General features: G+C 71.5%; 31 protein-coding genes. 12 read left to right on the top strand and 19 right to left on the bottom strand.

From position 1 onward, the window contains the following. Nucleotides 1-217: 217 nt before the first annotated feature. From AC3ANM_RS17990 to AC3ANM_RS17980, 3 genes are all read right to left on the bottom strand, one after another. Nucleotides 218-733, bottom strand: a complete 516-nt coding sequence (locus tag AC3ANM_RS17990) for a hypothetical protein (protein ID WP_488285784.1) — start codon at nucleotides 731-733, stop codon at nucleotides 218-220. Between the two features lie 481 nt (nucleotides 734-1214). Continuing rightward, nucleotides 1215-1781 (bottom strand): hypothetical protein, encoded by a 567-nt coding sequence (locus AC3ANM_RS17985; RefSeq protein WP_488285783.1) that lies wholly within the window; start codon nucleotides 1779-1781, stop codon nucleotides 1215-1217. Between the two features lie 337 nt (nucleotides 1782-2118). Then, on the bottom strand, nucleotides 2119-2439 hold the full coding sequence (locus AC3ANM_RS17980; protein WP_488285782.1) for a hypothetical protein: 321 nt from the start codon (nucleotides 2437-2439) through the stop codon (nucleotides 2119-2121). 286 nt (nucleotides 2440-2725) lie between these two features. Here AC3ANM_RS17980 and AC3ANM_RS17975 point away from each other — a divergent pair, with 286 nt between their 5' ends. Both AC3ANM_RS17975 and AC3ANM_RS17970 read left to right on the top strand, forming a co-directional pair. Then, the gene (locus tag AC3ANM_RS17975; protein WP_488287975.1) at nucleotides 2726-4072 is read left to right on the top strand and encodes an NAD-dependent succinate-semialdehyde dehydrogenase; all 1347 of its coding nucleotides are present in this window, start codon (nucleotides 2726-2728) and stop codon (nucleotides 4070-4072) included. Between the two features lie 241 nt (nucleotides 4073-4313). Beyond that, entirely contained in the window at nucleotides 4314-5012 is a 699-nt protein-coding gene (locus AC3ANM_RS17970; RefSeq protein ID WP_488285781.1) for a DUF4386 domain-containing protein, read from the top strand. A 123-nt stretch (nucleotides 5013-5135) separates the two neighbouring features. Here the strand turns inward: AC3ANM_RS17970 and AC3ANM_RS17965 are convergent, their stop codons facing one another. The 5 genes from AC3ANM_RS17965 to AC3ANM_RS17945 all read right to left on the bottom strand — a co-directional run bounded on the left by AC3ANM_RS17965 (nucleotide 5136) and on the right by AC3ANM_RS17945 (nucleotide 9081). Continuing rightward, nucleotides 5136-5807, bottom strand: coding sequence for a Type 1 glutamine amidotransferase-like domain-containing protein (locus AC3ANM_RS17965; RefSeq protein ID WP_488287974.1), 672 nt, complete (start codon nucleotides 5805-5807; stop codon nucleotides 5136-5138). Between the two features lie 296 nt (nucleotides 5808-6103). Continuing rightward, nucleotides 6104-6940 carry an SMP-30/gluconolactonase/LRE family protein gene (locus tag AC3ANM_RS17960; RefSeq protein WP_488285780.1) on the bottom strand — a complete coding sequence of 279 codons (837 nt, stop codon included), beginning with the start codon at nucleotides 6938-6940 and terminating at the stop codon, nucleotides 6104-6106. A 158-nt stretch (nucleotides 6941-7098) separates the two neighbouring features. Next, nucleotides 7099-7479, bottom strand: a complete 381-nt coding sequence (locus AC3ANM_RS17955) for a YciI family protein (protein ID WP_488285779.1) — start codon at nucleotides 7477-7479, stop codon at nucleotides 7099-7101. 170 nt (nucleotides 7480-7649) lie between these two features. Next, complete coding sequence (locus tag AC3ANM_RS17950) at nucleotides 7650-8258, bottom strand: HIT family protein (RefSeq protein WP_488285778.1); 609 nt, start codon at nucleotides 8256-8258, stop codon at nucleotides 7650-7652. Nucleotides 8259-8622: 364 nt separating this feature from the next. Then, nucleotides 8623-9081 carry a hypothetical protein gene (locus AC3ANM_RS17945; RefSeq protein WP_488285777.1) on the bottom strand — a complete coding sequence of 153 codons (459 nt, stop codon included), beginning with the start codon at nucleotides 9079-9081 and terminating at the stop codon, nucleotides 8623-8625. A 281-nt stretch (nucleotides 9082-9362) separates the two neighbouring features. Between AC3ANM_RS17945 and AC3ANM_RS17940 the strand changes: the two genes are divergently transcribed. Then, complete coding sequence (locus tag AC3ANM_RS17940; RefSeq protein WP_488285776.1) at nucleotides 9363-9914, top strand: hypothetical protein; 552 nt, start codon at nucleotides 9363-9365, stop codon at nucleotides 9912-9914. Nucleotides 9915-9975: 61 nt separating this feature from the next. Here the strand turns inward: AC3ANM_RS17940 and AC3ANM_RS17935 are convergent, their stop codons facing one another. From AC3ANM_RS17935 to AC3ANM_RS17920, 4 genes are all read right to left on the bottom strand, one after another. Continuing rightward, nucleotides 9976-11703: an ATP-binding cassette domain-containing protein gene (locus tag AC3ANM_RS17935; RefSeq protein WP_488285775.1), complete on the bottom strand. Its 1728-nt coding sequence runs from the start codon at nucleotides 11701-11703 to the stop codon at nucleotides 9976-9978. Nucleotides 11704-11871: 168 nt separating this feature from the next. After that, the gene (locus tag AC3ANM_RS17930) at nucleotides 11872-12243 is read right to left on the bottom strand and encodes a VOC family protein (RefSeq protein ID WP_488285774.1); all 372 of its coding nucleotides are present in this window, start codon (nucleotides 12241-12243) and stop codon (nucleotides 11872-11874) included. A gap of 332 nt (nucleotides 12244-12575) precedes the next feature. Next, nucleotides 12576-13019: a hypothetical protein gene (locus AC3ANM_RS17925; RefSeq protein WP_488285773.1), complete on the bottom strand. Its 444-nt coding sequence runs from the start codon at nucleotides 13017-13019 to the stop codon at nucleotides 12576-12578. A gap of 73 nt (nucleotides 13020-13092) precedes the next feature. Further along, nucleotides 13093-13374 carry a hypothetical protein gene (locus tag AC3ANM_RS17920; RefSeq protein ID WP_488285772.1) on the bottom strand — a complete coding sequence of 94 codons (282 nt, stop codon included), beginning with the start codon at nucleotides 13372-13374 and terminating at the stop codon, nucleotides 13093-13095. Nucleotides 13375-13431: 57 nt separating this feature from the next. On the opposite strand from AC3ANM_RS17920, the gene AC3ANM_RS17915 reads away from it, so the two are divergent. After that, complete coding sequence (locus tag AC3ANM_RS17915) at nucleotides 13432-13662, top strand: hypothetical protein (RefSeq protein WP_488285771.1); 231 nt, start codon at nucleotides 13432-13434, stop codon at nucleotides 13660-13662. Nucleotides 13663-13836: 174 nt separating this feature from the next. Next, nucleotides 13837-15207, top strand: coding sequence for a cation:proton antiporter (locus AC3ANM_RS17910; RefSeq protein ID WP_488285770.1), 1371 nt, complete (start codon nucleotides 13837-13839; stop codon nucleotides 15205-15207). Between the two features lie 112 nt (nucleotides 15208-15319). On the opposite strand, the gene AC3ANM_RS17905 is transcribed toward AC3ANM_RS17910, so the two are convergent. Further along, on the bottom strand, nucleotides 15320-15763 hold the full coding sequence (locus tag AC3ANM_RS17905; protein WP_488285769.1) for a nuclear transport factor 2 family protein: 444 nt from the start codon (nucleotides 15761-15763) through the stop codon (nucleotides 15320-15322). Nucleotides 15764-15941: 178 nt separating this feature from the next. After that, nucleotides 15942-16514 (bottom strand): GNAT family N-acetyltransferase, encoded by a 573-nt coding sequence (locus AC3ANM_RS17900; RefSeq protein WP_488285768.1) that lies wholly within the window; start codon nucleotides 16512-16514, stop codon nucleotides 15942-15944. A 175-nt stretch (nucleotides 16515-16689) separates the two neighbouring features. On the opposite strand from AC3ANM_RS17900, the gene AC3ANM_RS17895 reads away from it, so the two are divergent. Next, on the top strand, nucleotides 16690-17163 hold the full coding sequence (locus AC3ANM_RS17895; protein ID WP_488285767.1) for a DUF1203 domain-containing protein: 474 nt from the start codon (nucleotides 16690-16692) through the stop codon (nucleotides 17161-17163). Between the two features lies 1 nt (nucleotide 17164). Here the strand turns inward: AC3ANM_RS17895 and AC3ANM_RS17890 are convergent, their stop codons facing one another. Continuing rightward, nucleotides 17165-17638: a GNAT family N-acetyltransferase gene (locus AC3ANM_RS17890; RefSeq protein ID WP_488285766.1), complete on the bottom strand. Its 474-nt coding sequence runs from the start codon at nucleotides 17636-17638 to the stop codon at nucleotides 17165-17167. Nucleotides 17639-17913: 275 nt separating this feature from the next. Between AC3ANM_RS17890 and AC3ANM_RS17885 the strand changes: the two genes are divergently transcribed. Continuing rightward, nucleotides 17914-18633, top strand: a complete 720-nt coding sequence (locus tag AC3ANM_RS17885; RefSeq protein ID WP_488285765.1) for a metal-dependent hydrolase — start codon at nucleotides 17914-17916, stop codon at nucleotides 18631-18633. Between the two features lie 81 nt (nucleotides 18634-18714). Here AC3ANM_RS17885 and AC3ANM_RS17880 read toward each other — a convergent pair whose 3' ends face one another. From AC3ANM_RS17880 to AC3ANM_RS17870, 3 genes are all read right to left on the bottom strand, one after another. Next, nucleotides 18715-19188, bottom strand: a complete 474-nt coding sequence (locus AC3ANM_RS17880) for a hypothetical protein (protein WP_488285764.1) — start codon at nucleotides 19186-19188, stop codon at nucleotides 18715-18717. A 95-nt stretch (nucleotides 19189-19283) separates the two neighbouring features. Beyond that, on the bottom strand, nucleotides 19284-20126 hold the full coding sequence (locus AC3ANM_RS17875) for a DUF3626 domain-containing protein (protein WP_488285763.1): 843 nt from the start codon (nucleotides 20124-20126) through the stop codon (nucleotides 19284-19286). After that, the gene (locus tag AC3ANM_RS17870; RefSeq protein WP_488285762.1) at nucleotides 20119-20727 is read right to left on the bottom strand and encodes a TMEM175 family protein; all 609 of its coding nucleotides are present in this window, start codon (nucleotides 20725-20727) and stop codon (nucleotides 20119-20121) included. The genes AC3ANM_RS17875 and AC3ANM_RS17870 overlap by 8 nt, the downstream gene beginning before the upstream one ends. A gap of 107 nt (nucleotides 20728-20834) precedes the next feature. On the opposite strand from AC3ANM_RS17870, the gene AC3ANM_RS17865 reads away from it, so the two are divergent. The 5 genes from AC3ANM_RS17865 (at nucleotide 20835) to AC3ANM_RS17845 (ending at nucleotide 24367) form a co-directional block, all read left to right on the top strand. Then, nucleotides 20835-21059, top strand: coding sequence for an antitoxin (locus tag AC3ANM_RS17865; protein WP_488285761.1), 225 nt, complete (start codon nucleotides 20835-20837; stop codon nucleotides 21057-21059). A 109-nt stretch (nucleotides 21060-21168) separates the two neighbouring features. Then, the gene (locus tag AC3ANM_RS17860) at nucleotides 21169-21666 is read left to right on the top strand and encodes a DUF2231 domain-containing protein (RefSeq protein ID WP_488285760.1); all 498 of its coding nucleotides are present in this window, start codon (nucleotides 21169-21171) and stop codon (nucleotides 21664-21666) included. Nucleotides 21667-21702: 36 nt separating this feature from the next. Further along, the gene (locus tag AC3ANM_RS17855) at nucleotides 21703-22374 is read left to right on the top strand and encodes a response regulator transcription factor (RefSeq protein ID WP_488285759.1); all 672 of its coding nucleotides are present in this window, start codon (nucleotides 21703-21705) and stop codon (nucleotides 22372-22374) included. Then, nucleotides 22371-23696, top strand: a complete 1326-nt coding sequence (locus AC3ANM_RS17850) for a sensor histidine kinase (protein WP_488285758.1) — start codon at nucleotides 22371-22373, stop codon at nucleotides 23694-23696. Before AC3ANM_RS17855 ends, AC3ANM_RS17850 begins: the two co-directional genes overlap by 4 nt. Before the next feature lie 161 nt (nucleotides 23697-23857). Then, nucleotides 23858-24367 carry a DUF4395 domain-containing protein gene (locus tag AC3ANM_RS17845; protein ID WP_488285757.1) on the top strand — a complete coding sequence of 170 codons (510 nt, stop codon included), beginning with the start codon at nucleotides 23858-23860 and terminating at the stop codon, nucleotides 24365-24367. Nucleotides 24368-24440: 73 nt separating this feature from the next. Here the strand turns inward: AC3ANM_RS17845 and AC3ANM_RS17840 are convergent, their stop codons facing one another. Next, nucleotides 24441-25553: a PP2C family protein-serine/threonine phosphatase gene (locus AC3ANM_RS17840; protein WP_488285756.1), complete on the bottom strand. Its 1113-nt coding sequence runs from the start codon at nucleotides 25551-25553 to the stop codon at nucleotides 24441-24443. Nucleotides 25554-25632: the final 79 nt, after the last annotated feature.

Genomic DNA, 25632 nt, shown 5'->3' with positions numbered 1-25632 from the left:
ACCAATACGTCAGCTGCAGCCGGCCCGACTTGGTGGAGGACCTTGTGCAACGGCGGTGCAGGCTCCGCGTTCACGTCATATCCGGGGTTGTCCTAAGCCTTGGCGATCTGCGTGCAGAAACCGGTGGCGTGCTGATACACGAGGGCGGCGCGCATGCTCCCGTGGCCCATCCGGTGCATCAGCTCACGAGTCGAGGCGCCGGCCATGGCCCCGCGAATCAGTCGATGGCAGGTGCCGCGAACGGCAGGCTGGTCAGGCGCAAGGGTGCCTCCGCGGGCAGGAGACCGACCACCCAGTGTCCGTCCGCCACGGTGAAGACCGCCATCAGCGGCCCGAAGTCGACCGTGCACGCCAACCCCTCAACCCCGTCCAGCCGGATGAGGGCCGGCGTCGGATGCTCGATCACCTCCGGCAGCGCGTCTCGCCTCGGGAACACGGCCGTCAACTGCGCCGGCAGCTGGGCGCCGCAGTCGCTCAGCTTGTCGACCAGCACGTCCAGCAGAAAAGCCGGGATCAGCGCTGCCGCGATGACTCCCCGGCGTTCCTCGTCGTGGACGGCCATCGTCGCGACAGCGCACACCGGGTGGGCCGTGATGGCTACCCATGTGTCCGCTGTCGTCGCGTTCTCGAAGTCGACCGGGATCTCCCTGTCGGTCCAGTACCTGGGCAACATGACGTTCACCCTCCTCGGACGCCACCACCGGACCGTTCCGGCGGCCAGGGTGAGCACCACGCTCCCACGGTCTCGCCCCCTCGTCTCCGGTTCTCGCGATGTGTCGAGCGGTCGGCTATGACGGAGGCCGGCGGCGCGGCACGAGTGCCGCCGGGCGATCCAGCAACCGGGTGCTCTCGAAACCCAGCGAGTCCTGTTCGGCCCGACGCCCCACAGACTTGATGGTCAACCCGCCCGGGCAATGTCGAACTCGCCGAGCACAGGGTCACGCCGCTCGCGTCGCTGCCTCCACTTCGCGCCGTACGGCGGACGTGCGACCAGCCTGCGATTACGGACGCGGGATCGCGGCCTCTGACGGTCACTCACGGCCGCGCTGGTCGACGGCGCGCGATTGCCCCGCGACAAGTGCTAATCAGCTCCTGCACGATCTAGGACTGGTATGGAGCGCCAGACGGCGATTCGAGCACGGACATGGGCGCTCAGGACAACAGTGGTCGGTTCCCCTCAATCTTTGAATCAGGCGGGTGGCGCGCCCGGCCGCCTACTCTTGGCAGGCGGCACGCTGGAAGTCACGTGCGCTCACGGCGATGGCTCTTTCCTGTGAGCGACCACCATCAACGGCCACGGAATCGACCAAGACCTCCCCGGGATCGAGCCGTGCCAGGTCCCCGCCCTTGAAGTCCAAGCTGGCGGTGGAGAAGGAATTGTCCTTCGTCCAGCCATAAACGGAGTACGTGCGGTCACCTACGAGAGGTGTCGCCACTTTCAACGCCCGAACTCCAGGGCCAGGGAGTGCCGACGTGGCCCGCCATTCCACGGTCGTGCCAGCGGTTATGGCCGACACGACCCAACGGCCGACGTCGGCGTGCCTGGAGTCACTCCCGGCCGGATCATCAGGCCAGTAGAGCGTGACGCCATCGATCTGGTGATGGCAGGACGCGAGGTAGATGACGGTCTCGCCCGTTTCGGTCGATCCCACGCCGGTGACCCCATCGACCGGCACCGTGCATGAGCTCAGCAATGGCATCACCGCGACCGTCAGGGCCGCCAAGGCGAAGCGAGAGAACCGGGTCCTCGTCTTTCGGAGTCGCCCCCGCAATGTCAGCACGCGATGCATCTTGCCGTGACGCCAACCGCCCGGGGGGTCCACGGTGCGATTAGCGTGCGATTAGCGTGCGATTAGCCAGACGAAATCGCGGTCACCTGGCGTGGCGTCGGCGTTCCCCGGCCAGCACTGCGAGTCGGTCAAGCCCTCAAACCCCAGCCCGCCCCAGGTGCACATACCGTGTACCGCCGCATCACCACGAGCACTAGCCGGAGGGATGGACAGTCTCTCCGGCCCGCCTCCAATGCTCCGGCACCGGGTCGGTGGCTCTCCCCGCCCATCACGACTTCCGTCAGGTCCGGTGCTGCAACAACGGCGTGAACCCAAACGTGATTCTGCCCTAGTAGGCCGGGAACCCGAACAGGGCAACCGTGAGCACAACATTGAAAATGAACTCCAGAACAATGACCCAGGCGAGGGCGCCGATTCCATGAGCTCTCGTGGCTGCCCTGATGATGAAAGCGCCCAGGACGGCGAACTCGAGGACTGTGACGGCGACAAGGGATTCCGGCTCCCAGAAGAGCCGTGCCGCACCGCGCCGAGGGTCCTCGGCTTTCCATAGGTAGCCCTGACAAAAGAGCCAGCTCAGGGCCACTCCGATCGCCGCAGTGATCACGACAGCGGCGAGCCGACGAAAGCCGTGAATCGTTTGCCGCTCCACGTCAGTACCCAACGCTTATCCAATCCAGGACCACGTCAATGGGTGCCCTCTGCTCGCCTTCTGATGGAAAGTACTCCTTGCGTGAGGTTGTCCGCCCCCCGTTCTCGATGCCGAGCGCGTACGCCGAAGGGACGAGAGCGCCGGCGTCGTCGCTGGCGATCCCCGACGCCGCGCCGAGCCTGTCACCATGCGAAACCCTCATTGGTCGCAACGCGGTCGTTCCGCCCCGCCATCCCCGGTCGTAACCTCGCATCATCGACCCATTGACGAGATGAGGGCGACGATGATGACCGGATATGCAGTGACCAACCCGGCGACCGGTGAGGTCGTCAAGGAATACGCGACCGCCACCGACGCCGAGATTCAGGCCGCCATCGCAGCCGCCACGGCCGCTGCACTGGGCTGGGCGCGCACGACGACCGTCGCCGAGCGGGCCGCGCTGGTCCGACGGGTCGCGGAATTGCACACCGAGCGCAGGGGCGAGCTCGCCGAGATCATCGTCAGAGAGATGGGCAAGCCGATCGAGGACGCCATCGGCGAGGTCGAGTTCAGCGCCGCCATCTACGAGTACTACGCCGACAACGCCGAGGGCTGGCTGGCCGACGAGCCGATCGCGCTGCTCGGCGGAAAGGGTGACGCGGTGATCCGGAGGTCGCCGTTCGGCGTTCTGCTGGGGATCATGCCGTGGAACTTCCCCTACTACCAAGTGGCGCGTTTCGCGGGGCCGAATCTGTGCATCGGCAACACCATTCTGCTGAAGCACGCACCGCAGTGTCCCGAGTCGGCTGCGGCGATCCAACAGATCTTCGACGACGCCGGCTTCCCCGAAGGCGCCTACGTCAACATCTACGCCACCAACGAACAGGCCGCCGCCATCATCGCCGACCCCCGGGTCGCGGGCGTGTCGCTGACCGGCTCCCAACGCGCCGGCGCCGCAGTTGCCGAGGTCGCCGGCCGCAACCTCAAGAAGGTCGTGCTCGAGCTCGGCGGCTCCGACCCGTTCATCCTTCTTTCCACCGATGACGTCGACGCGGTTGTCGAGCGTGCCGTCGCGGCGCGGATGGACAACACCGGGCAGTCCTGCAACGCGGCCAAGCGGTTCATCGTCGCGGACGACCTCTACGACGAGTTCGTCGAGAAGTTCACCGCGGCCGTACTCGCGCACGCCGACGGCATCGCACCGCTGTCATCGGTCGCCGCCGCCGAGCGGCTGCAGGAGCAGGTCGACCGTGCCGTCGCGCAAGGGGCGTCGCTCGTCACCTCTGGCGAACGCCAGGGCGCGGTGTTCCCGACCGGGGTGCTCACCGGCGTCACCCCAGACAACGACGTCTACCGTGAGGAGCTCTTCGGCCCGATCGCGATGGTGTTCAAGGCCTCCTCTGAGGAAGATGCCGTCACCATCGCGAACGACACCCCGTTCGGCCTGGGCTCCTACCTCTTCACCACCGACGCGAAGCAGTCGGCACGGGTGGCCGACGGGATCGACGCCGGCATGGTGTTCGTCAATGGTGTTCTGCTGGACGGCGCCGAGCTTCCGTTCGGCGGCATCAAGCGTTCCGGCTTCGGCCGTGAGCTGGGCCGCTACGGCATGGATGAGTTCGTCAACAAGAAGCTCATCCGACGCCTGTCCTGATCACGACCAGGACCTTCACCTCGTGCTCAGCGTGGATGGAGCGAAGGTCACCTCTGGGCACGCTGAAGTCGAGCAACAGACGTGGCAAGCCGTCGGGCAAGCAGGGCTTCCGTCCCTGTTCCGCCACGACTGGCGACCTAGCGTGGATTGGTGGGACTGGGCTTCACCGTGACGGCGTGACCCAGTATTCAGGCAGCGGAGGCCCGAAGCGATGAAGACATACAGAGGCAACGCCATCGCCGTGGGAGTTCTGTTCATCCTCTGCTCCGCCGCGTCCATCTTGAGCATCGTTCCGCTGGGCGGGACAGTTGGCGCGCCCGTCGATTTCGCCAAGCTGGCGAGAAGCGACAACGCCGTGGTCATGACGGCGCTCATCGAGTTCGTCTGGGCCGCCACCGGGATGGGCATCGCCATCGCGCTGTATCCGGTCCTTCGACTGTTCAACCCGACTCTGGCTCTTGGAGCTGTCGCCGGCAGGGTGGTCGAGAACGTGTTCATCCTGCTCGGGACCGTCAGCCTGCTTGCGCTGCTGACCGTGAGCCAGCAGGCCGTAGCCTCCGCCGCCCCGTCCTCATTTCAAGCCACCGGAGACGCCTTGGCCGCCGTGCGGGAATGGGCGCCTGGGTTCGTCGCGGGGCTGGCGTTTGTCGTCGGGACGTTCATGTACAACTTCGTGATGTACCGATCAAGACTCGTTCCCCGATGGCTGTCCGCCTGGGGTCTTGTCGGCGCCATCTTGAGCCTGGTCGCCTACCTCTACATCGGCTTCACCCAGAACTTCGGCTTCACGACCGTGAACGACGTTCTCAGCGCCCCGATAGGTCTCCAGGAAATGGTCCTGGCCGTGTGGTTGATAGCCAAGGGATTCAACGTGTCGGCAATGCGTTCGATCGCGCCGTCGACCGTGCGTTCGACGACGCCCGCAGGTCTCGATCTCTAGGCGGCCCCCGGGCCGGAAGTGTCCGATACTGGCCGCCTCCGGGAATGTGGGTCATCTGAACGCGCTCAGTGCGGTCCAGAGTCAGGTCGCGGCTTCTCCGGCGGTCGGCCGAGCGTCAGCACGTCAGGGGGAAAGGAGCTTCCAATGACCCTCGGAGATGACTTCGACATCGCCGTCGATCACCTTGATGGCCGTCTGGTCGTCCATGGCGTACGCCGGACCCGCGATGTCGGCCGCCCAGCTTTCGGCCTCGGCCATGGAGTTGCCCGGCATGCCCTCCTCAGCCAGGTGCGGACAGATCGAGAAGTCGACCAAGCCCAACGTGCTGTCATCACCGCTCGGCGGTCTCCACTGGACGAAGTCCTCGCCGATCCGAGGTGTCATCACCATGCTCCCGGCGCTCAGTCCCACCCAGACCGTCTCGCTCAGCGACGGCAGCAGGTCGGCCAGCCCCGACTCCCGGATCCAGTGGCATAGATACAGGGCGTCACCACCCGACACGAGCAGGACATCGGCCTCCCGGACCACCGGCGCCCAGCGCTCTTCGTCGATGCTGGGCAGCGCGGTGAGCTCCAGCACGCCGACGGACTTCCAGCCCAGGTCGACCATAGGATTCTCGGACTTCCCGCTGATGAACTGCCAGGCCCGGACGCCGGGGCCGCACGAAGGATGTCCGTACATCGCGGTCGGGATGCACAGGGCACTGGAGTCGGCGATCGGCTTGCCCAGCAGGTCGACGAGCGCTTCGCGGATGCTCGCGTTCGTCACGCCACCCGACGTGAGAAGTAGCTTCACCATGCCTCCCCAATGTCACCCTCGGCGCGAGCGTACCGACCTCACGACAGCGCGCGAGCCGAAATCAGATCAACCCGAGCGGTCTGGTCCTGCGCCGTGATCGGACCGCCTCTTCACCCCTACGACGAGCGCCTTGCTCCGGATCCGACAACTACCGGCCGAATCCTTCACGGAACCCTCCGCCCGGCTGCGGGAACAAGCGGCCGCGCGTTCAGGGTCCCGATCGCGAGTCGGACCTGCGCGAGGCCGAACTGCGCACCCGTATCAGCTGTGAGCGGTCGACGCGTTGCGCCGTGTCATGGCCTCCCCTGGTGCGGAGCGCTGACCCGAGCTGTGAGGATCTGTCCGGTGCGGCCGTCTTCTACGGCCATCGCGGCCGCGTCCCATCTCGTCGCCACGATGAACAAGGTCCGGCCGTCATCGCCCCCGAGCATGCAGGCGAAACAGCCTCGGTCGGCCTCGATCGTCTGCAGCACCTCACCACCCTCGCGGACGCGTACACAGCGCTGATGCGGGACGTCGGCGTACCAGACCGCACCCTCGGCGTCGAGGCAGATGCCGTCCGGGGCGGCGTCAGCGAGGCCGGCCCAGACCCGACGGTTGCTCAGGCCGCCGTCGGGTGCAATGTCGAACGCCGTCAGCCGGCTGGCATAGGACTCGGCCACGATCAGCGTCGCGTCATCCCGAGTCACGGCCATGCCGTTGGGAAACCACACATCGTCAGCCACCGTCCGCATCTGACCGTCCGGACGGACGACGGCGATCGTGCCGGCGGCAGGTGGGGCGCCGGCCATCAGGTCGAAACCGATCTCGTTGACGAACGTGTTGCCGCGGCCGTCGACGACCACCTCGTTCCACACGCCCTGCATGTGGCCGTACGCCGTCAGGGAGCCGTCCGCCTGCTCAGCGAACACCCGGCGCGCGTTCCCGGACGTGATGACGAGCCGTCGGTCCGGCAGCCAGTCGATCGAGAAGGGCAGCCCGTCCATCGTCCGCATGACCTGCCGGTTGCCCAGGTCGTCGACGGTGAGAATCTCCCCGGCAACCCAGTCGCACACCCACAGCCGGTCTTCGTGCCATCGGGGTGACTCTCCCATGGCCAGACCGCTCACGAGGATCGTCGTCTCCGTCATGCCCGGCCTCCCTCGGTGCGCTCTTTCGATGGTGGCTGCTTCCCGTCACCGTTTCCAGTGGTCCCAAGGGATCACGCCCTTTCTCGTCCGGGGCTGCGGACGCCAGAACGAGACGTATCCGGCCGACCGCAGACGGAACGCCGGAGACTGGACCGAGCTCAGCGCCCCCCGGTGTCGTGGCGCCGGGTGTGCCCGGGACCGCGGAACCGGTGCACCTCCTGCGGCCAGTCGAGCGCGGTCGCGAGCCGACCGGCCCAGTACCGCGCTGCCTCGTCGTCGGGGACGTCGACGACGCAGAAGCCACCAAGGTGCTCCTTGGTCTCGACGTACGGGCCGTCGGTGAAGACCGGCTTCCCCTCGACCGCCACGACGCTGCACACCGCAGTGGAACGGTCGAGCCCGCCATTGGTGAAGATCAGGACGTCGTCGGCCTGCATCTCCTCGAGCACGGCCCGGGCGGCGGCGCCCTTCGCGCGCAGCTCGTCCTCCGTGTGCTCCTGCACCCACTCGTCGTTGAAGGTGATCAGGTACTCCGTCATGGTCGTCTCCCTCTCAGTCAGTCCCGGACGAGGGCCGCATTCGACTCCCGTGCCCGGCGGTCCCTCCGACCGCCACACTCGTTCCACGAACGGCCGCGCCCGGATACGACACCATCGCGCAGCTGATTTCCCTTGACGGTGGGCTCAAGGCAGTCGAGTCCGCACGTCGGTCACGAGGAGGTCCCCACGGGCGAGTAGCTGGCCTCCAAGGCTCGGGCGACGGCGTCGGCGTCTGCCTGCGCCAGGGCCTCGGGGTAGGCGGGAAGCAGGTCGTCCCAGACGGGCAGCCAGGAACCGTACAGCTGCCCCTGCCCCAGGGGACGGGCGAAGAACCAGACGTGCAGGTGCGCCCCGCCGTCCCCGACCCGGTAGACGTGGGCCCGGGCGATGTTCGGCAGGGCCTCCATGTGCCGGGCGATGTGCGTGCTCAGGACGCCGAGCTCGGCGGCCCGGTCGTCGGGGAGGTCGCCGAGGTCGTAGTGCTGCCTGGGCAGGAGCATGAGCACGAGGGGCACGCCGACCGGCCCGACACGGCGCAGCCGCCAGTGCTCGCTGACCCAGACGCCCTCCTCCCCCGCCGCGCAGGCGCCACAGCTTCGCGGGTCCTCGCCATCCCTCGGCTTCTCAGGCACCACGGGTGGGCGCATCGGGACGACGCGGAGGTTCTCCTGCTCGAAGGGGGCGACGTCCCAGCCCGTCATGCGCGAGAGGGGCAAACGCTGCTCGCTGTCTGCCCCGGCCAGCACATGGGCGTAGAAGTCGTCCGGCGACATTGCCATGGCCGGCACCCTAACGTGCGAGCACGGCCAAGTTCGCGGCTTCCGCGGCCCTGGCAGGCGCTGGATCGCGCGCCCAACGGCGCCCAACCTGCGGCCTCGCTGCAAGCACCTCGTATGCCGTCCGGTCGCCCCAGCGCCTGGGTTTGCCGGGAGTCGTTGCCGGCGAGTCGTTGCCGGCGTTCAGGCACGTGGACCCCTCCGGACGGGCACGCTGGTCCCGTGGACCAGCACGACGACGGGCGGGGACCCGAACCGCGCAGCCAGGGGGGCGGAGCGAAGTCCACGACGACGTAGGGGGAAGCCGTCGTCCTGGCGGCGTGGAACCTCGCGACATACGAGGGATCGAAGGGGCGGCTGGCCGCCCTCAGCCGCCCTCCCCGAGAGACCAGCGGCTGGAAGCCGGGACCAGCATCCTGAGCGTCGCGACCAGGACGCACGCGCCGACGACACCCGCAGCGGCGACGAGCCCGACGGCTCCCGCAGCCATGACCGCAGCCGGCGCGGCCGCGCTGTCGCACGTGTCGCCGGTGCAGGGCTGACCCATGGCAGCGGCTCCCGTGACGGCGAACGCGACCCCCGCACTCGCGAACGCGACGACCACAGCGAAGAGGGCCAACAGTCCTGACGCCGCCGCCCGGGGCAGCTGCACTCGGGCCAAGCCGAGCAAGGCACCGCAGCCCGTCGCGGCGCCCCCCAACCGCCACAGGGCGTGCACGGACGGGGTCATCGTGTCCACGGACTCCGGCTGGGCGAAGGCCCACGACACCTTGCTGGCGACGACGGCGCCGACAACGACCACGAAGGCCGCTGACACGACGGCCACGTAGGCCAGCCACGGCCCCTGGCTCCTGCTCTGCCGCCAGTAGACGTGCCCAGGTGGAGCAGCGGGCCAACGGGGGTCCGGGGACCAGCCCGGCGGCGGCGCCCAGCCTGGAGGAGGCGGAGGCCACCCCGGGGCTGGGACCCACCGCCAGCGCGCCTGACTCACGCACCGGAGTATGCACGAGCGTTGCCCTCCAGGCCCGGACCGCTGGGACGTTGGCCTCTGGCCACGGACCGGGAGCCGCCGCAGGCTGGCATTGCCCGGGTCGAGAGGACGTGGTGATGTCGTCGCTCAAGGTGGCTGCGTTCACGGTCATGGCTGTGTTCGCCGGGTTCGTGGCGCTGATGGTCATCGGGGAAACCCTTGTGGACCCGGGCGGCTGGAAGGCCGTGGGCATTACCGCCGCCTGGCTGGGTCCGTTGGTGCTGCTGTGCCTCATGGCCCGCGCTTGGCCGGACCTGGCCCTGCCCGTCCTTGCTGTCGCCGTGTGCGTACCCGTCGGGTTCGGGGTGTTGCAGCTGTTGGACTACGAACGCTGGCAGGCATGGGAGGACCGGACCGGGCCGGTGTCGTTGATGTTGATCGTCGTGGTCGCCGCCGCCCTGGCCGTCGAGGGCCTGACACACCCTGCCGCGGCGGGCGCCCTGACGGTCACGATCGTCGTGGCGCCAACGGTGCTGGCGATGATCGGGGCGGGAGACGGCTGGGTCCGGCCGCTGTCGATCTCGGTGCTGCTCATGCCCGTGCTCGCCTCCGGGGTGCTGTTCCTCCTGGCCGGCCGCAAGCCGGCGGGCGCCTCGACGCCCCGCCAGAACTTGCCTCGCCTCGGCTGAGCGGCCCGGCTCAGAAGACACCGACTGACCGGCTCGGTCATCGGCGCGGCGGCGGAGCCCGTCAGAACTGTTCGGCGAAGATCTCGGCGAACCTGCCGCCGGGGATCGTCAGGTCATCAAAGGTCCCCTGCTCCACGATCCGCCCCTCCTCGAAGACGTAGATCCGGTCCATGCCCCTGAGCGTCCAGGCACGGTGGGAGACCACGACGGTGATCCGGTCTGCCTTGGTGCGCTGAAGCCCCCGGAAGACCTCCTGCTCGGCCTCCGCGTCGATCGCCGAGGTCGGTTCGTCGAGGATCCAGATCGGGGCGTCACGCAGGTAGATCCGCGCCAGCGCCAGCCGTTGCCACTGGCCGCCGGAGACCCCGACACCGCCCCACTGCTGCCCGAGCTGGGTGTCCAGGCCCTCGGGCATGGCACGCACGAAGTCCCCGGCCTGGGCAGCGTCGAGGGCGGCCCACGCCTCGCCATCGGTGATGTCGTCCCTGGGTGACCCCAGGGTCACCGTCTCCCGGACGGTGAACTCGTAGCGTCCGAACTCCTGCGTCAGGAGCCCGAACAGCCCGAGCCACCGGTCCTCGCCGAGCTCGTCACGGGTGCGGCCGTCCACCGTGACCGACCCCGCGGTGGGCGCGACCAGGCCCAGGATGCTGTGGACGGTGGTGGTCTTTCCTGCGCCGTTCACCCCGACCAGGGCGATGACCTCGCCGCGACGGGCTGTCAGCTCGACACCGCTCACGGCGTCGGCGCTGCGGCCCGGGTACCGGTGGGTCAGCCCCCGCACGACGAGCGTGTCGGCGCTCTCGGCGATCGCGTGCCGGCGCGGTGGCGGAGCAGCGGCGTGGAAGTCGCGCAGCTTCGTCGTCTGCGGGGCGTACTGGATCAGCAGCGACAGGTAGTGGCTGCCCTGGGCCACCGCACCCACGGCCGCGACCACGCCGAACACCCCGGCTGCGGCCGCAGGTCCGAAGTCGAGCCCGACGATGACGGCGCCGATCGCGAACGCCAGCAAGGCCGTCGACGCCAGCCCGACCATCCATCCCGAGGCCAGGGACGCCCGGAGCGGGATGTCGCGTGCCTCGACGACGGCGTCCTGCTGCAGGCGCACCATCTGGGCCACCCGGTCGGTCGTGCCCAGGCTGGCCAGCTCGGTGAGGCTGCGCTGCTGGCTCAGCGTCTCGCGCAGGTAGCGGTCGCGCTGGTAGACCCGGCCGATGATCGACCACATCCGCTCGTGGGCCCTGCTGACGTATCGGCCGGCAACCAGGGCCGGCAGCATCGCCAGGACGACCAGCCCCGCAGCCAGCGGGCTGAAGCTGTACAGGGCGGCGACGACACCGGCCGCCGCCAGCATCGACTCCACCCCGACGACGGCGTCGACGTAGAAGTGCGAGACCGCGTCGATGATCGCCCGGCTGTGGCCCTCCACCTCCGCGGCGATCCGGGCGTCGGCCAGCCGGGACGGGGGCATCCTGGCGGCGTCCACCGCCAGCCGGGACTGCATCGCAGCGCAGGTCCGCAGCATCGCCCGCTCGCCGACAACCGCCCAGATCGTATGCGCGGGCCCGGTCAGCCCGACGACGGCAACCACTGCGAGCAGCGGGAGCACCAGACTCGCCATCGTGGCCCCGGGCCCGAGCCCCCGGATGAGGGCCGCCGTCGCCAGCACCTGGACGGCCGGGACGAACGCCAGCACCACGGCGAGCACGGTCACCACGACTGCGGGGCCGCGTGCTGCCCGAAACGTCTGGCCGCCCACGAAGGCGACGTCGCCCCACACCTGCCTCACCCGGACCGCCCCCTGCGCCACCTCGTGGGCCTCCCGGCGACGAGCTGGCCGCCGCGCCCACCCCAGAGTCGACCGTGGCCGTGCCGACACCGCAACTGGTTTCCCGGCCAACGGCGAGCCGGCTCACGGCCTCTCAGCTCGCCGCGGCGGCACTCGGGGACGGCGGCGTCAGGACGGCGTGATCAGCTGCTGCAGCGCCCAGCGGTTGCCGTCCGGGTCGTCAAAGCGCACGAACCGCCCCCAGGGCTGCTCGTCGACGTCGCTGCACCCCACCCCGCGGTCGCGAAGGTAGGCGCAGGCCTCGTCCGCGTCCGCCACGACAACCTGGATGAACTGCGAGGAGCCCTCCGGCATCATGCCGAGCCCCGTGCCGAAGCAGAAGGAGCACGCCGACCCGGGCGGGGTGACCTGCACGAACCGCAGCTCGGGGGTGACGGTCTGGTCGTGGTCGATGCTCCAGCCCAGCTGGTTGCCGTAGAACTCGACCGACCGGTCGACGTCCTGCACGGCCAGCGGGATCAGCTCGATCTTGAAGTCCATGGTGTGCCCCCTCGGCGTGGATTCCTGCCTCTCGCAACGTAGCCCCTGGGGAGCGAAAATGGCACGGCAGCTCAGGCGAACTCGGCCTCGCCGCGCAGCACGGGTACGCAGCCGCCGCCGACCTTCGCCCGTATGCCGTCGTGGCCTCGCCAGGCCTGCAGCTCCAGACGGCTCGGGCGCCCCATCTCCCCGCCCTGCACCGACGTGAAGGTGCGGTTGGGTGAAGACCGCCAGGGCGTTTCCCCCGAACCGCTGCTCGGTGAAGACGTCAACGGTCACGAACGGTGAGCTCGACACGGCACGGACCCCACCGAGGCCCCACCCAGCCTGGGTCAGGGTCGCTCGGTGGCCACGGCTCCCGTCGTGGCGTGGCGCAGTAGCAGGGCGGCCAGCGGGAGCTCGATGAGGACCGCACTGACCAGCGCCACGAGCCGGTCGCTGCTCTCGGCTGTCATGACGTCGAACCACGCGTCGGCGACGAGGAAGGCGGCCGAGGCGAAGGCCGCGGGGGCGAGCAGGGGGTGCTGCCGGCGCGCGAGCACCCCGGTCGCGCCGAGCACGACGATCAGCAGGACGTCGAAGCCGACCCAAGCACCGTTCCAAGTCGAGATGACGTAGGTCTGCGGCAGCGACGTGGCCAGCCAGGCGGCCCACGGGACCAGGAGCGCCGCGCACGCCAGGAAGACCATGGCAGCCCCACGCACCCGGGGGGTGCGAAGCGGCCTGGCCGGGACCGGGGACGGGGCGACAGGCGTCGGGGCGATGGTCGGGCTCACCCGCCCAGGGTGCGGCACCCGCCCGGGCGCCGGCTGTCGCGCACCTGTCCCGGGGCTGTGGGCTGCGGTCGCGTCAGCAGAACGCGTCGCGCGAGCGCTCGAGGACCTCCGCGGCGTACGCGTAGCCCTCGGCGTGGTTCTCGCGCGCAGGCGCGGCGAACCGCGGGTTGCCCCGCGCCACCTCCCGGGCGATGAACGCCCCCGTGCCGCGGACCCGCTGGACGGCCGCGTCCACGAGCTCGGCCGGGGTGGCGCCCAGGCCGTAGGTGAGCCCGCCGTCGCCAGGTGGCGGTGGGACCGGTGGCCGGCGCGCGACGGCGGCACGTTCCCGCAGAGGTTGAGTCGCACCTCCCACGACCACCCCACACTGGAAGCAGGCCGTGCGTGGCGCGGCTCGTGGAAGGGAGGGCCGGTGGCCAAGAAGCGGTGGAGTGACCTGAGCCCGAGCCAACGCAGACTGATCGTGGTCGTGGGCATCGCCGAGGGCATCGTCAAGATCGCGGCGCTGGTGGACCTCCGGCGACGCCCCGCCGACGAGGTCCGCGGCTCGAAGAAGGTCTGGGCGACGGCGATCGTCCTGGTGAACTCGGTCGGCGTGCTGCCCTCGGCATACTTCCTCTTCGGCCGGCGACGGCAGACCTGACCGGGTCCGGTTCGACCAACCGGCTCCGCCAGATGCCGGAGCCGGACCTCACTCATCGAGGTGACGGCTCGTCATACCCCGTCCCCGTGACCACTACGCCGCTTGCGCGTGGGCCGCCGCCCACCCTGACCGTTCACTGGGAGGGACGGGCACGCGCTGCGGAACGGGGAGACGATGACCATTGCCACGGCCGACGTCGCCCGCATCCTCCTGGCCCTGACGATCATCCTGGTCACCGCGCACGGCATCGGCGGTCTCTTCGCCAGCCTGCGCCAGCCGCGGGTCATCGGCGAGATCCTCGGCGGGCTCGTGCTCGGTCCCACGGTCCTGGGCGCGCTGGCCCCGGCGGCCGAGCGCTGGCTGTTCCCCACCAGCGGCCCGACGGCCACCGTGCTGGGCTCGATCTACCAGCTCGGCCTGCTGCTGCTGATGTACTGCTCGGGCATCGAGGTCCGCTCGGCGGTCAAGCGCCGCGAGGGCCGGACCGTGGCCTCCATCCTGCTGCTCGGCACCGTGGTGCCGTTCCTGGCCGGCCTGGCCGTCCTGCCCTTCCTCCACGAGCGCACCTTCTTCGGCCCGTCCGGCAACCACACCTCGTTCCTGCTCGTGTTCGGCGTGGCCATGGCCGTCACGAGCATCCCGGTCATCTCGCGGATCATGTTCGACCTGGGCATCCTCGGGACTCCGTTCTCGCGCATCGTGATCGGCGCCGCCGTCGTCGAGGACGTCCTGCTCTACGTCGTGCTCGCGGTGGCCCTCGGCGCCGCCGCCCATCCCTCCAGCGCCGGCTTCGGCCTGCCCGCCGCGCTCGGCGTGCACCCCGGCTCCGGCTGGGACTTCGGCTACCACGCCGCGGCCACCGTCGCCGTGCTCGGGCTGAGCCTGCTCGTGGGGCGGCCGCTCTACCGCGCGGCCACGGGATCCCGGCTCAACCTGCTCCACCGCCACAGCCCGGTGGCCTCCCAGCTCGTCTTCCTGCTGGTGGCCTGCCTGGTGTGCGTCTTCCTGGGCATCCAGCCGTTCTTCGGGGCGTTCGTGGCCGGCATCATCGTCGGCTCGGCGACGAGCACCCCCAACCCGACCGAGGAGGGCGCCGCGGTCGCGATCAAGGACTTCGCCTTCGCGTTCTTCGTGCCCATCTACTTCGCGATCGTCGGCCTGCAGCTGGACCTGCTGCACGGGTTCAACCCGCTCTTCTTCCTCGGCTACCTCGGCTTCGCCTGCCTGGTCAAGGCCGTCAGCGTGTATGCCGGGGCTCGCGTGGGCGGGCAGCCTCCGCACGCCTCGGTGAACCTGGCGGTGGCCATGAACGCGCGCGGCGGCCCCGGGATCGTGCTGGCCTCGGTCGCCTTCGGCGCCGGGATCATCAACCAGTCGTTCTACGCCGTGCTGGTCCTGCTGGCCATCGTCACCTCGCTGCTGGCCGGCGCCTGGCTCGAGCGCGTGCCGCGGGACCGGCTGCTCGGCACTCCCGAGGGCGCGATTCCTGCGCAGGGCGGCCGGCGCGTGATCCGGCGCGCCGCCTCGCGCAGCCGCACCGAGTAGGCCGAGCGTCCCGGCACGGGGTCGGTCCCTCCGCAACGCCGGGCCCGTCGGCCCCTACCGGAGCACCACGGCGGCGCTCCACGCCGCGTGTTGTCCAGCGGACGCCATCGCCTCAGTCCTGCGCCATCGACTCGGTGAGCCCGGCACGCCACTCCGGTGGCTCGAACGGCTGGGCGTAGTAGCGCGTCTCCCGGGCGACGAGCCCGTCGTCGTCGAGCTCGAAGACGACGACCACCTGCCAGGCGTCCTCGCCGTAGCGGTTCGTCGCCTCGGCCACCCACACGCGCCCGGCTCCCACGACGCGCCGCAGGGTCACCTGCGGCCCCCCGGCGGGGAACGCTTCCTGCATCCGCCGCATCGCATCCCGTCCGCGGATCCGCTCCCCCGACTGCGGCATCTCCATGACGAAGTCGGGGCGGCGCAACAGCGCCTCGCGGTCGGCCGACAGACCCGCGCCGTCCAGGCCGAGCATCGCCTCGATCCCTTCCCTCATCGCGGCGGCGTCGTCCTGCGCGATCGCCCTCCTGAACAGCTCCTGCACCGAGTGCTCGTCCATAGCCCTGCTCCTCCCGCAGCCTCCCCTGCGACCCACGATGCCAGAGCCCGCCTTCGGTGAACACGGCCCGAAGGCGGGTTCGCCTCCCCGACCAGCCCGGTCCGGGAGCGCGAGCCCTGCTGGCCGCCCGGGCGCCGGCTCGCGAGGGATCGGGGACTCAGCGAGCGGGAGCCAGGGGTCAGCGAGCGGGAGCCGGCTCCGGGGACGGCCGCCACTCTCGCCTGAGCAGCCCGTAGACCCACGAGTCGGAGACATCGCCGTTCACCACGCAGTCCTCCCGCAAGGTCCCTTCCCGCACGAACCCGAGCTTCTCCAGCACGCGGGCGGACCCCCCGTTGCGCGTATCGGTCTCCGCCTGGACCCGGTTCAGGTCCAAGGTGTCGAAGGCCCATCGCAGCAGGGCACGGGCGGCCTCCGTCGCGTAGCCATTGCCCCACGCCGCGTCGTCGAAGCAGTAGCCCAGCGACGCGCTCCGGTAGTCCGGGTTCCACCGGGTCAGGCTGCACCAGCCGATGAACGCCCCATCGGAGACCCGGTCCACGGCCAGTCGTGCCCCGGTGCCCCCGTCGGCCATCTGCCGGCAGGCCGTGATGAACCGCCCGGCGCGCTCGCGCCCGCTCCACGGCGGCGCGTCCCAGTAGCGCAACACGTGAGCACTGCTGTGCAGCGCGAAGAGGTCGTCCACGTCCGTGTCTCCGAAGGGGCGCAGCCGAAGGCGAGCGGTGTGCAGCGTGGGGGTGGGCAGCGACATGGGCGTCATGGTCCCTTCGTGAGGGGTGGCCGATCAACCAGGTATCCGGAGCCGGCCCTGCGCTGCACGCCGTCCCTGATCGCGCCCCGGAGGCGGCCGTCCCACCGCGCAGGGGCGACGACGAGACTCAGCCGCCATGGGCTCACACGCCCCGCCGCCGTGACGTTCAACGGGCATGACAACCACCACTGCCACCGTGGTCTACCTGCCCGTCCCCGAGGAGCTGCTCGCCCGTGTCCGCCGGACCGGCCGGGACGACTTCGGCAACCGCGTCGAGCCCCAGGTCCGGGAGGCCGGGCTCCCGCTGCGCTGCTGCCTGCGCCTCTCCCGCGACGGCGAGCGCCTGCTGCTCATCGCCCACCGCCCCGCCGACGTCGGCGGCCCGTACGCCGAGGTCGGCCCGGTGTTCGTGCACGCCGAGGACTGTGGCGGCTACCCCGGGTCGAGCACCTTCCCGCCCGAGTTCCGCGACCGTCTGGCCGTCCTCCGGCCGTATGACGCGCGCGGGCTCATGCTCGACGGTCGCCTGGCCCAGCCGGGCCAGAGCGAGCAGCTGGTGCACGAGCTGCTGGGCGACCCGGCCGTGGCCTACGTGCACGTGCGCAACGTGGTCGCCGGCTGCTGGAACTTCACCGTCCGGCGCGCCTGACTCAGCGGTGCGGGTCCCGGGTGGACAGGGACAAGCCGGTGTACCCGGTGACGGCCTCGAAGCCGAGGTCGGCATAGAGAGCCAGCGCGGCGGCGTTGTCCGCCTCCGTGGTGAGGGACAGTCGCAACGCGCCGTCGGCCCGGGCCGCGTCACGGACATGGGTGACCAGCGCGCGACCGACGCCGTGACGACGGCGGCGATCCGCGACATACAGGTCCCGCAGCTGCCAGAAGTGGCCCAGCCGCTGGGAGGCCGGGGTCACGGCGACGAACGCGAAGCCGTCCACGTCCCCGCCACTGCGCGCGACGAAGGCGCGGAGCCGCCCGGCCTCGAGCTGGGCGGACAGCCAGGCCTTCGACCGGTCCGGGTCGCCGGTCTCGCCGTAGTGGCATCGGTACTGGTCGAACAGCACCGCCACGCTCGGCAGCCACGGCGAGGCGGCGCCAACCTCGGCGATCCCGGGAGCGGCGCTCATGCCGCAAACGCTACAAGCGACGGCGGGTCAGCCCCTGAGCGGGCACAAGGGATGGCCGGCGCCGGGGCCGGGCGCCACCCCGGGCGTGAAGCGCCGATCGTCGAGACCTAGGCTTCGGCGACACCGGTCCGGGCGCCCCCCACCCGGCCGGACGGCCAAGCAGCACAGGCGTATTCGCGGCCCCCACCGACGCGCACCCTGGCGACAGCACGGCATACCAGCGTCCGCCCCCCAGGTCGCGACAGCGACCGCGACCGCATCCGTGGAGACCTCACGTGCTCGGCCACTCCCACGCCCTGTCCGGCCTCGCCGCCGGCGCCGCCACCCTGCCGTTCGCCCCGGTGCACAGCGCCGCGCAGCAGACCGCCTGGGTGGCCGCCTGGGGCGGCTTCGCCATGCTGCCCGACCTGGACCAGCGCGGCGCCACCATCGGGCGCATGTGGGGCCCGGTCACCGAGGCGCTCGCCACCGGCATCGGGGCGATCTCGCGTGGGCACCGCAACGGCACGCACGACGCGATCCTCGCCCCGCTGGCCTTCGGCGGCCTGGCCTGGCTGGCCGGCCAGCACCCGTGGACGTCCCTGGTGATGCTGGCGTTCGCGATCGGCCTGGCCCTGCGGGCGTGCAACTTCGTCATCCCGGGCCGGGCCGAGAACACGGTCATCGGCAACCTGGCCATGTCCGCGCTCGGCGCCTGGTGGATCACCGCGGCCGGTCACGCCAGCGCGCCGTGGCTGCCGCTGGCCGTCGCCGGCGGCGTGCTGGTCCACATCGCCGGGGACTGGTTCACCGTCGGCGGGATCCCCGTGCCGTTCACGTGGTTCGGCGGCCACGCCACGCGTGTCGCCGGGCGCTTCTTCAAGACCGGCGCGCCGGTCGAGCTCTACTTCGCGGCGCCGATGCTGCTGCTCGCCACCGTCTACGCGCTCTACCGCAACACCGGCGTGTATGCCGCGACCGCGTCCCTGCGGGCCGCGCTCCGCACGCTCGGCTGACCCGGGGAGCAGGGCGGACCGCCCCGGACAGCACCGGACCCGCGCCCCCGGGGGGTGGGACGCGGGTCCGGGAGTCTGGTCTCAGCTGTCGCGCGAGGCCCGAGCCGAGCGCAGGACCGCCAGGCAGAGCAGCAGGAGCGTGCCCTCGACCGCGAGGCTGATCAGGCCGAGCGGCTCGGTCCAGTTGCCGCGGTCGTCGGTGTAGTCGGGCATACCCGGACCACGCGAGAGGGCGTAGCCCACCAGCGGGCCGAGCGCGACGCCGACACCCACGAACCACGCGGTCAGGCGCCGGCGCGCCGGGGCCAGCAGCAGGCCGATGGCGACGAGGACCGACACGACCTCGAGCACGTAGTAGCCGGCGCCCACGTAGGACGGGTCCTTCGAGCCGGGGAAGCCGCCCTGGTCGACGACGTGGATCCAGCCCACGCCCAGCGAGAGCGCGGCGCCGGCGAGGCGGGCGGCCAGGGAGTGCGCCGCGCCCGTTGCGGGAGCACCCTGCGTGGTGGTCGAAGTCTGCGGTCGGACGTCGGTCTGCGGCGTCGGGGTGGGCATGACATCTCCTTCCGGGGTGGTCAAGGCGTTCCACCGTGCCGACCTTTTCTCGGACGAACCTCGGAGCCGCCGACACGGTCCCTTGCCGGCCCCGGTCAGCGCCCGGGCGTCGCCGATCCGAACCGGGCGATGCAGTGCCACACCCGCTTGAGGGACTGCGGGTCGTGCCGGCCGGTCGCGACCGCCTCCCCCACGACCCGCGCGTCGAGCCGTCCGTCGCGGGCGATCGCCAGCCCGAGCTCGACCACCTCGGGCCCGCGGTAGTCGGGGTGGCGTTGCAGCTCGGCCACGTCCAGCACCCAGCCGGGGTGCCACTCCACCGGGCACGGCAGGGCGCGGGCGAGCGCCTCGACGCGGGTCCCGCGGTAGCAGGGGTCCAGCACCAGCGCCTCGACGTCGTCCGCCAGGCGGACCGGCCCGTGCACCTGCGCCTCGACGTAGTCGTCGAGCAGCTCCGGCTCCCCCGGCCGGGCCCGCTCCAGGAGCCCCATCCGGGCGGCGACCCCGAAGTGCTCCGGCTCGAAGACGCTGTCGGGGTGGCAGAACGTCGTGCGCTGCAGGGTGGCCGAGGTCAGCCGGAAGTACGCCGACCCGAACCGGGGCGCCGCTCCCCCGGGACGTCGCCACAGGTTCAGCGCCCCGTAGGTGGGGCGGTGCGCGGGGTCGGCGTTGTCGTAGGCGCCGCCGAATATCCTGCTCTCCCAGCGGAACCGGTCCCCACCGGGGTGGGCGGTCAGCCCGCCGTTGCTGGTGCCGGTCTCGAACTGGGAGCGGTAGCGGCCTTCCCTGGCCAGCGCCGCGAGGATCGGGACACCACCACCGTCGCAGCGGTCGGGGTGGAAGCTCATCGTCACCCGCAGGCCCGGGTCCAGGGGAGGGCCCGAGGCGAGCCCGGCCACGTGCGCCAAGGCACGGGTCTGCGAGTCGGGGTCAGCCACGTCGCGCCCCGTCGAGGATCGGGGTCTGCTCGGTGACGTAGAAGCCGGTCAGCGCGGCATACAGCAGCAGCATCACCGGCGCCGACACCATCCCCACGGCCACGATGACCGGGTAGACCAGCGTCCCCAGCCCGAAGCGGCGCACCGCGCGCCGGCCCGTGTCCGCATCAACCGGCTCGTGCAGCAGCTGCCGCCGGACCATGTGGCGCAACATCACGGTGAAGCTCACCGCCATCCCCTCCATGGACACCCCGTAGAGCAGGGCCGCCAGCCGGGCGTCGGTGCCGCCCTCACGGAGGAACGAGGCCAGCGTCGAGGTCGTGAACGGGATGGTGGTCACGAACAGCAGCAGGACGAGGTTGACGTAGAGCAGCACCCGGTCCACCCGCGCCACGAGGGTCATCAGGGCGTGGTGGTTGACCCAGATGACGCCGACGATGAAGAAGCTCACCGCGTAGGCGGCGAAGGAGGGCCACTCCTGCACGAGCTGCTGCCCCAGCGACCCGTGGCCCTCGGGGTAGACGTGCAGGTCCAGCACGAGCAGCGTGATGACCACGGCCATCACCCCGTCGCTGAACGCCTCGAGCCGGGCCTTGCCCATGGGCACCTCCTCGTGCCGGACCATACCGGCCGCCCCCACGGGGTGGCCGTCGCGCGAGGTGGCGACACGGCATACGTTGGGCAGACCCGGACGAAGGAGGAACCACCATGGGCATGTTCGACGACCTCAAGGGCAAGGCGGAGGGCCTCAAGGGCAAGGTCGGTGACCTCGTCGACGAGCACGGCGACCAGATCGGGGAGGGGCTGGAGAAGGCGGGCGAGTTCCTGGACGACCGCACCGGCGGCAAGCACACCGACAAGATCGCCACCGGCGTCGAGAAAGCCAAGGACGGCCTGGACAAGCTCGACGGCCGCGACGACGACATCCGCTGACGCCTGGCGTCCCGGGGGGCCCCAATCCTCCCGGGATGCGCCGTTCTGAGGGGACTCTGAGAATGGGTGGGCAGCATGCGGCGCGACCGCCCCGACTCAAGGAGACCCTGTGTTCGACACCGTGTTCGGCCTCCCGATGCACCCCCTCGTGGTCCACGCCACCGTCGTGCTCGTGCCGGCCGCCGCGCTCGCCGTACTGCTGGCCGCGCTCTGGCCGGCGTTCCGGCGCCGCGCCGGGATCGTGCCGCTGCTCCTCAGCATCGTGGCCCTCGTCCTGGTGCCGCTGAGCACCCAGTCCGGCGAGGCGCTCGAGCGCCGGGTCGACCACTCCGCGGTCCTGGAGCGGCACACCGAGCTCGCCGACGGGCTGCTGCCGTGGGTGGCCGTCCTCGTCGTCGCGGCCGCCGCCCTCTACTGGCACCACCGCCAGGCCGGCACGCGTGGCGGCCTGCCGCGCGCCCTCGTCGTCGGCGGCATCGTCCTCGGCCTCATCGGGGCCGGCGGCACGACCTTCCAGGTGGTGCGCATCGGCCACACCGGCGCCCAGGCCGCCTGGTCCGACGTGGCCAAGACCGCCCCCAAGTCCGGGGGCGAGGACGGCAACTGAGCCTGCGGCGCGCCTCCGCCGTGCGACCCTGAGCCCGTGACCACCATCGAGCCCAGCGTCCTCGTCGTCGAGGACGACGACGAGCTCGCCGAGCTGCTCACCCGGGTCCTCGAGTCCGAGGGGTATGCCGTGGAGCGGGCTCGCGACGGCCAGTCCGGCCTGCACGCGCTGCTGAGCGGCGACTTCGACGTCGCCGTCCTCGACCGCGGCCTCCCCGACGGCGACGGCCTGGACACCCTGACCCGGCTGCGCCGGGTCGGCAACCAGACCCCCGTCCTGGTCCTGACCGCCTACGGCACCGTGGAGGACCGCGTCGCCGGCCTCGACGCCGGGGCCGAGGACTACGTCGTCAAGCCCGTGGCGGCGGAGGAGCTGTGCGCCCGGCTGCGCGCGCTGCGCCGCCGCCACGCCGACACGGCCGTCCTGCTGCCCCTCGGCGAGGGCTGGCTCGACGTCGAGGGGTGCGCCGCCCGCCGGCCGGACGGCAGCGTGGTCGAGCTCTCCCGCACCGAGCGCGACCTGCTGGCCGCCCTCGCGAGCCGGCCGACCCGCGTCTTCAGCCGGGACGAGCTGCGCGAGCGGGCGTTCGCCGAGGCCGAGAGCCCCGGCGCCGTGGACACCTACGTCTACTACCTGCGCCGCAAGCTGGGCACCGGGGTGGTGCAGACCGTCCGCGCCGTGGGTTACCGCGCCGGCGAGATCACGTGATCGCGCGGACCGGTGGGGCCCACAGCTCCCCCGCCCTGGACCGGGCGCGTCGGCACGTCGCGACGATGGTCGCCGCCGCCGTCATGCTGGGCGTGCTGCTGGCCAGCGGCGTGACCTGGCTGGCGGTGGTGCGGGCCCGCGACGCCAGCGCCAACCGCGCCCTGAGCGCGGCGGCCGAGCACGCCGACGACGTCCAGGACCCGCCGGCCGACACCTTCCTGTTCATCCGGGACGCCTCCGGCCACGTGCACCGGACCCCCGACGCCCCGGCCGGCCTGCCGGTCGCGGCGGCCATGACGCAGGTGGGCCGCACCCGCCACGCCGACCAGCGCGAGGTGAGCATCGCCGGGACGGAGTACGCCGTGCGGACCGTCGTCCGTGACGGGGCCGTCGTGCAGGCCGCGCAGGACCTCACCGGCCGCGAGCAGGAGCGGCAGCGGCTGGCAGGCGCCCTGCTGCTGGCCCTGCTCGTCGGGCTGGCCCTGGCCCTGGCCGCCGGGACCGCGCTCGCCCGGCGCGCGACCCGGCCCCTGGCCGAGGCGCTGGAGCGCCAGCGCCGCTTCGTCGCCGACGCCAGCCACGAGCTGAGGACCCCCCTGTCACGGCTGGCGATGCGCGCCGAGCTGCTCACACGTGAGCTCCGCCCGGCGCCGGCCACCGGCCCGACGGCTTCCGACCCGACAGCCACCGGCCCGACAGCCGCCGGGGACGACCACGCGGCCGCGGCCCGGCGGGACGCCGACCTGCTGCTGCGCGACGCGCAGACCATGTCGGAGGTGCTCAACGACCTGCTGGTCTCTGCCCAGCTGCGGGTCAACCCCGCCGGCGGCACCCCGGTCGACGTCGCGGCCCTCGTCACCGAGGTCGTCGCCGCGGACCAGGTGCGTGCCGACCTGGCCGACATCAGCCTGACGGCGGCGGCTCCGTCCACCGGCGGGGAGGGCACCACGGTGCTCGGCAGCCCGACCGCTCTGCGCCGCGCGCTGGGTGCACTCGTCGACAACGCCCTGGCCCACACCCCGCCCGGCGGCACGGTGCAGCTGACGACCACGACCGACGGCCACCGGGTCCGCGTGAGCGTGCGCGACGACGGCGAGGGCCTGGACCCCGACCGCCTCGAGGAGCTGCTGCGCCCGTTCGGCCGGGGGCACGACGACCGGCGGCGCTTCGGCCTGGGCCTGGCCCTGGTCCGCGACGTGCTGGAGGCCCACGGCGGCACCCTCGGGGTCGAGAGCAGCCCCGGCCACGGGGCGAACTGGATCATCAGCCTGCCGGTGCGCACCCGGCCACCCCGCACGTCCCGGGCACCCCGGACCGCCTGACCTGCGAGCACCGGCCTGAAGCGGGGGCGGCCAGCAGCGGGGGCGGCAGGCAACGCGGGCGGCAGGCAGCCGGGAGTCCGATCCCCGGACAGGGCGTCCGTATGACGAGAATCCCGGCGCGGGCGGAATAGCCCCCGGGGGTGCCGGTCGTTGAACGGTCCATGACCACTGTGGGCCAGCCCCGTTTCCCGCGCGTCGTCGACGACGTCACCGTCCGCCTCATCGCCGGGGTCGTGCTGCTCCTCGGCGTCGTCGCGCTCGCCGCCCACCAGTGGTGGCTCTACGCCGTGCTGGCCGTGGACTTCATCCTGCGTGCCGCCCTCGGCCCCCAGGCGAGCCCGATCGCCCGTCTCGTCCAGACCGTCATCCGTCCGCGGGTGAGGGCGGCCAAGCGGCCGACCGCCGGGCCGCCGAAGCGGTTCGCCGCGAGCATCGGCGCCGTGCTGACGACCGCGGCCTCAGTGCTGTGGCTGACCGGCGTCGCCGCACCCGTGGTGCTCGCCATCGGCGTGGTGATGGTCGTCTTCCCCGCACTGGAGTCGCTGCTGGGCTTCTGCGTCGGCTGCGTGCTCTTCGGTGGGCTGATGAAGCTTGGCCTGGTGCCCGAGGAGGTCTGCCTCGAGTGCGCGGACATCAGCCTGCGCCAGCGCGCCACGGCCTCCCCGCGCTGAGCGCAGCAGGGGCGCCAGCGCGAGCATCGACAGCGTCCCGGCCCCCTCGCCGGGGGTGGTGTAGGCCGCCACGTCAGCCCCGCCAGATCAGGACGACCGCGCGGTCGTCGGTCTCGCCGGCCAGCGCCGTGGCACAGATCCGGTCCGCTCCCCCGGTGAAGCCGTGCGACACGAGCCGCTCCGCGGTGCCGAGCATCCGGTCGATCCCGACCGTGAGGTCGCGGGTCCGCGTCTCGATCACCCCGTCGGTGTAGAGCAGCAGGGCGTCCCCGCGCTCGAGCACGCCATCGGCCCGCGGGAAGGACATCCCGTCCATCACGCCCAGCAACGGTCCACCCGGGTCATCCATCAGCTGCCAGCGTCCGGACCCGGCGGAGAACTTCGCCGCCGGGGGGTGGCCGGCCCCGCCGACGCAGAACCGGCCGGTGTCCAGCTCCAGGGCGACGTGGATCGCGGTGGCGAAGCCCTCGTTCCACTTCTGGCGCAGCAGGTAGCGGTTGGCCGCAGGCAGGAAGTCCTCCGGGGGCATGGCGCCGAGCAGGCCGCCCAACGCGCCGGAGAGCAGGAGCGCCTTGGCCCCGGCGTCGACGCCCTTGCCGGAGACGTCGACGAGGGTGACCTCCAGGCGGTTGCCGTCGTCGGAGCGGGTGGCGACGATGAAGTCGCCCGAGAAGGCGTGCCCGTAGGCGGACTCCAGCGCCGTCTCGGCGTGCCACGGCCTCGGCAGGTCGGGCAGCACTCCGTGGGCGCGGAGCCGGTCCCGCAGGTCCACCAGCATCGACTCGCCCAAGGTGCCCTGGACGCCCAGCCTCGCCCGCGACAGGCCCAGCCAGAGCATCGAGGCGCTGACGACGAGCAGGACGAACCCGGCCCCGGAGTAGGAGATCTTGGTCTCGGACAGCTCCCACCCGGCATACCCGAAGCCGGCGGCGATCGCCGCGTAGACGACCGCGATCCACCGTGGGGTGAGGAACAGGCCCGCGAGCACCGCCACGGGCACGAAGATGCTCCAGGGCACCACGACCGGGAACTGCACCAGGACCCAGGTGGCCAGACCCGTGAGGGCGACGAGGGCGCAGCCGGTGGCCGGGGTCACCTTGGAGCTGAAGCGCGAGACCCGGCGGGCCATCCGGAGGAAAGTGGTGCGTCTGCGGGGTCGGGCAAGCATCTCGACCTGCGTCGTCACAGCACGAACGTAGTCAGGCAGCAGCGCACCATGGGGATCTTTACCCTCTTCTGGCGCGTCACTGGCCTGTCGTTGACCG

Source organism: Oryzihumus sp. JJN4-3R (genome assembly GCF_057747915.1).
The sequence above is the reverse complement of the archived record's forward strand: the minus strand, read 5'-3'. Positions and strand labels throughout refer to the sequence as shown.

Coding starts and splice junctions, on each gene's coding strand:
- AC3ANM_RS17975 (WP_488287975.1), top strand. CDS start 2,726: ATGACCGGATATGCAGTGACCAACCCGGCGACCGGTGAGGTCGTCAAG.
- AC3ANM_RS17960 (WP_488285780.1), bottom strand. CDS start 6,940: ATGACGGAGACGACGATCCTCGTGAGCGGTCTGGCCATGGGAGAGTCA.
- AC3ANM_RS17955 (WP_488285779.1), bottom strand. CDS start 7,479: ATGACGGAGTACCTGATCACCTTCAACGACGAGTGGGTGCAGGAGCAC.
- AC3ANM_RS17950 (WP_488285778.1), bottom strand. CDS start 8,258: ATGGCAATGTCGCCGGACGACTTCTACGCCCATGTGCTGGCCGGGGCA.
- AC3ANM_RS17940 (WP_488285776.1), top strand. CDS start 9,363: ATGTCGTCGCTCAAGGTGGCTGCGTTCACGGTCATGGCTGTGTTCGCC.
- AC3ANM_RS17930 (WP_488285774.1), bottom strand. CDS start 12,243: ATGGACTTCAAGATCGAGCTGATCCCGCTGGCCGTGCAGGACGTCGAC.
- AC3ANM_RS17910 (WP_488285770.1), top strand. CDS start 13,837: ATGACCATTGCCACGGCCGACGTCGCCCGCATCCTCCTGGCCCTGACG.
- AC3ANM_RS17905 (WP_488285769.1), bottom strand. CDS start 15,763: ATGGACGAGCACTCGGTGCAGGAGCTGTTCAGGAGGGCGATCGCGCAG.
- AC3ANM_RS17900 (WP_488285768.1), bottom strand. CDS start 16,514: ATGTCGCTGCCCACCCCCACGCTGCACACCGCTCGCCTTCGGCTGCGC.
- AC3ANM_RS17895 (WP_488285767.1), top strand. CDS start 16,690: ATGACAACCACCACTGCCACCGTGGTCTACCTGCCCGTCCCCGAGGAG.
- AC3ANM_RS17890 (WP_488285766.1), bottom strand. CDS start 17,638: ATGAGCGCCGCTCCCGGGATCGCCGAGGTTGGCGCCGCCTCGCCGTGG.
- AC3ANM_RS17880 (WP_488285764.1), bottom strand. CDS start 19,188: ATGCCCACCCCGACGCCGCAGACCGACGTCCGACCGCAGACTTCGACC.
- AC3ANM_RS17870 (WP_488285762.1), bottom strand. CDS start 20,727: ATGGGCAAGGCCCGGCTCGAGGCGTTCAGCGACGGGGTGATGGCCGTG.
- AC3ANM_RS17865 (WP_488285761.1), top strand. CDS start 20,835: ATGGGCATGTTCGACGACCTCAAGGGCAAGGCGGAGGGCCTCAAGGGC.
- AC3ANM_RS17845 (WP_488285757.1), top strand. CDS start 23,858: ATGACCACTGTGGGCCAGCCCCGTTTCCCGCGCGTCGTCGACGACGTC.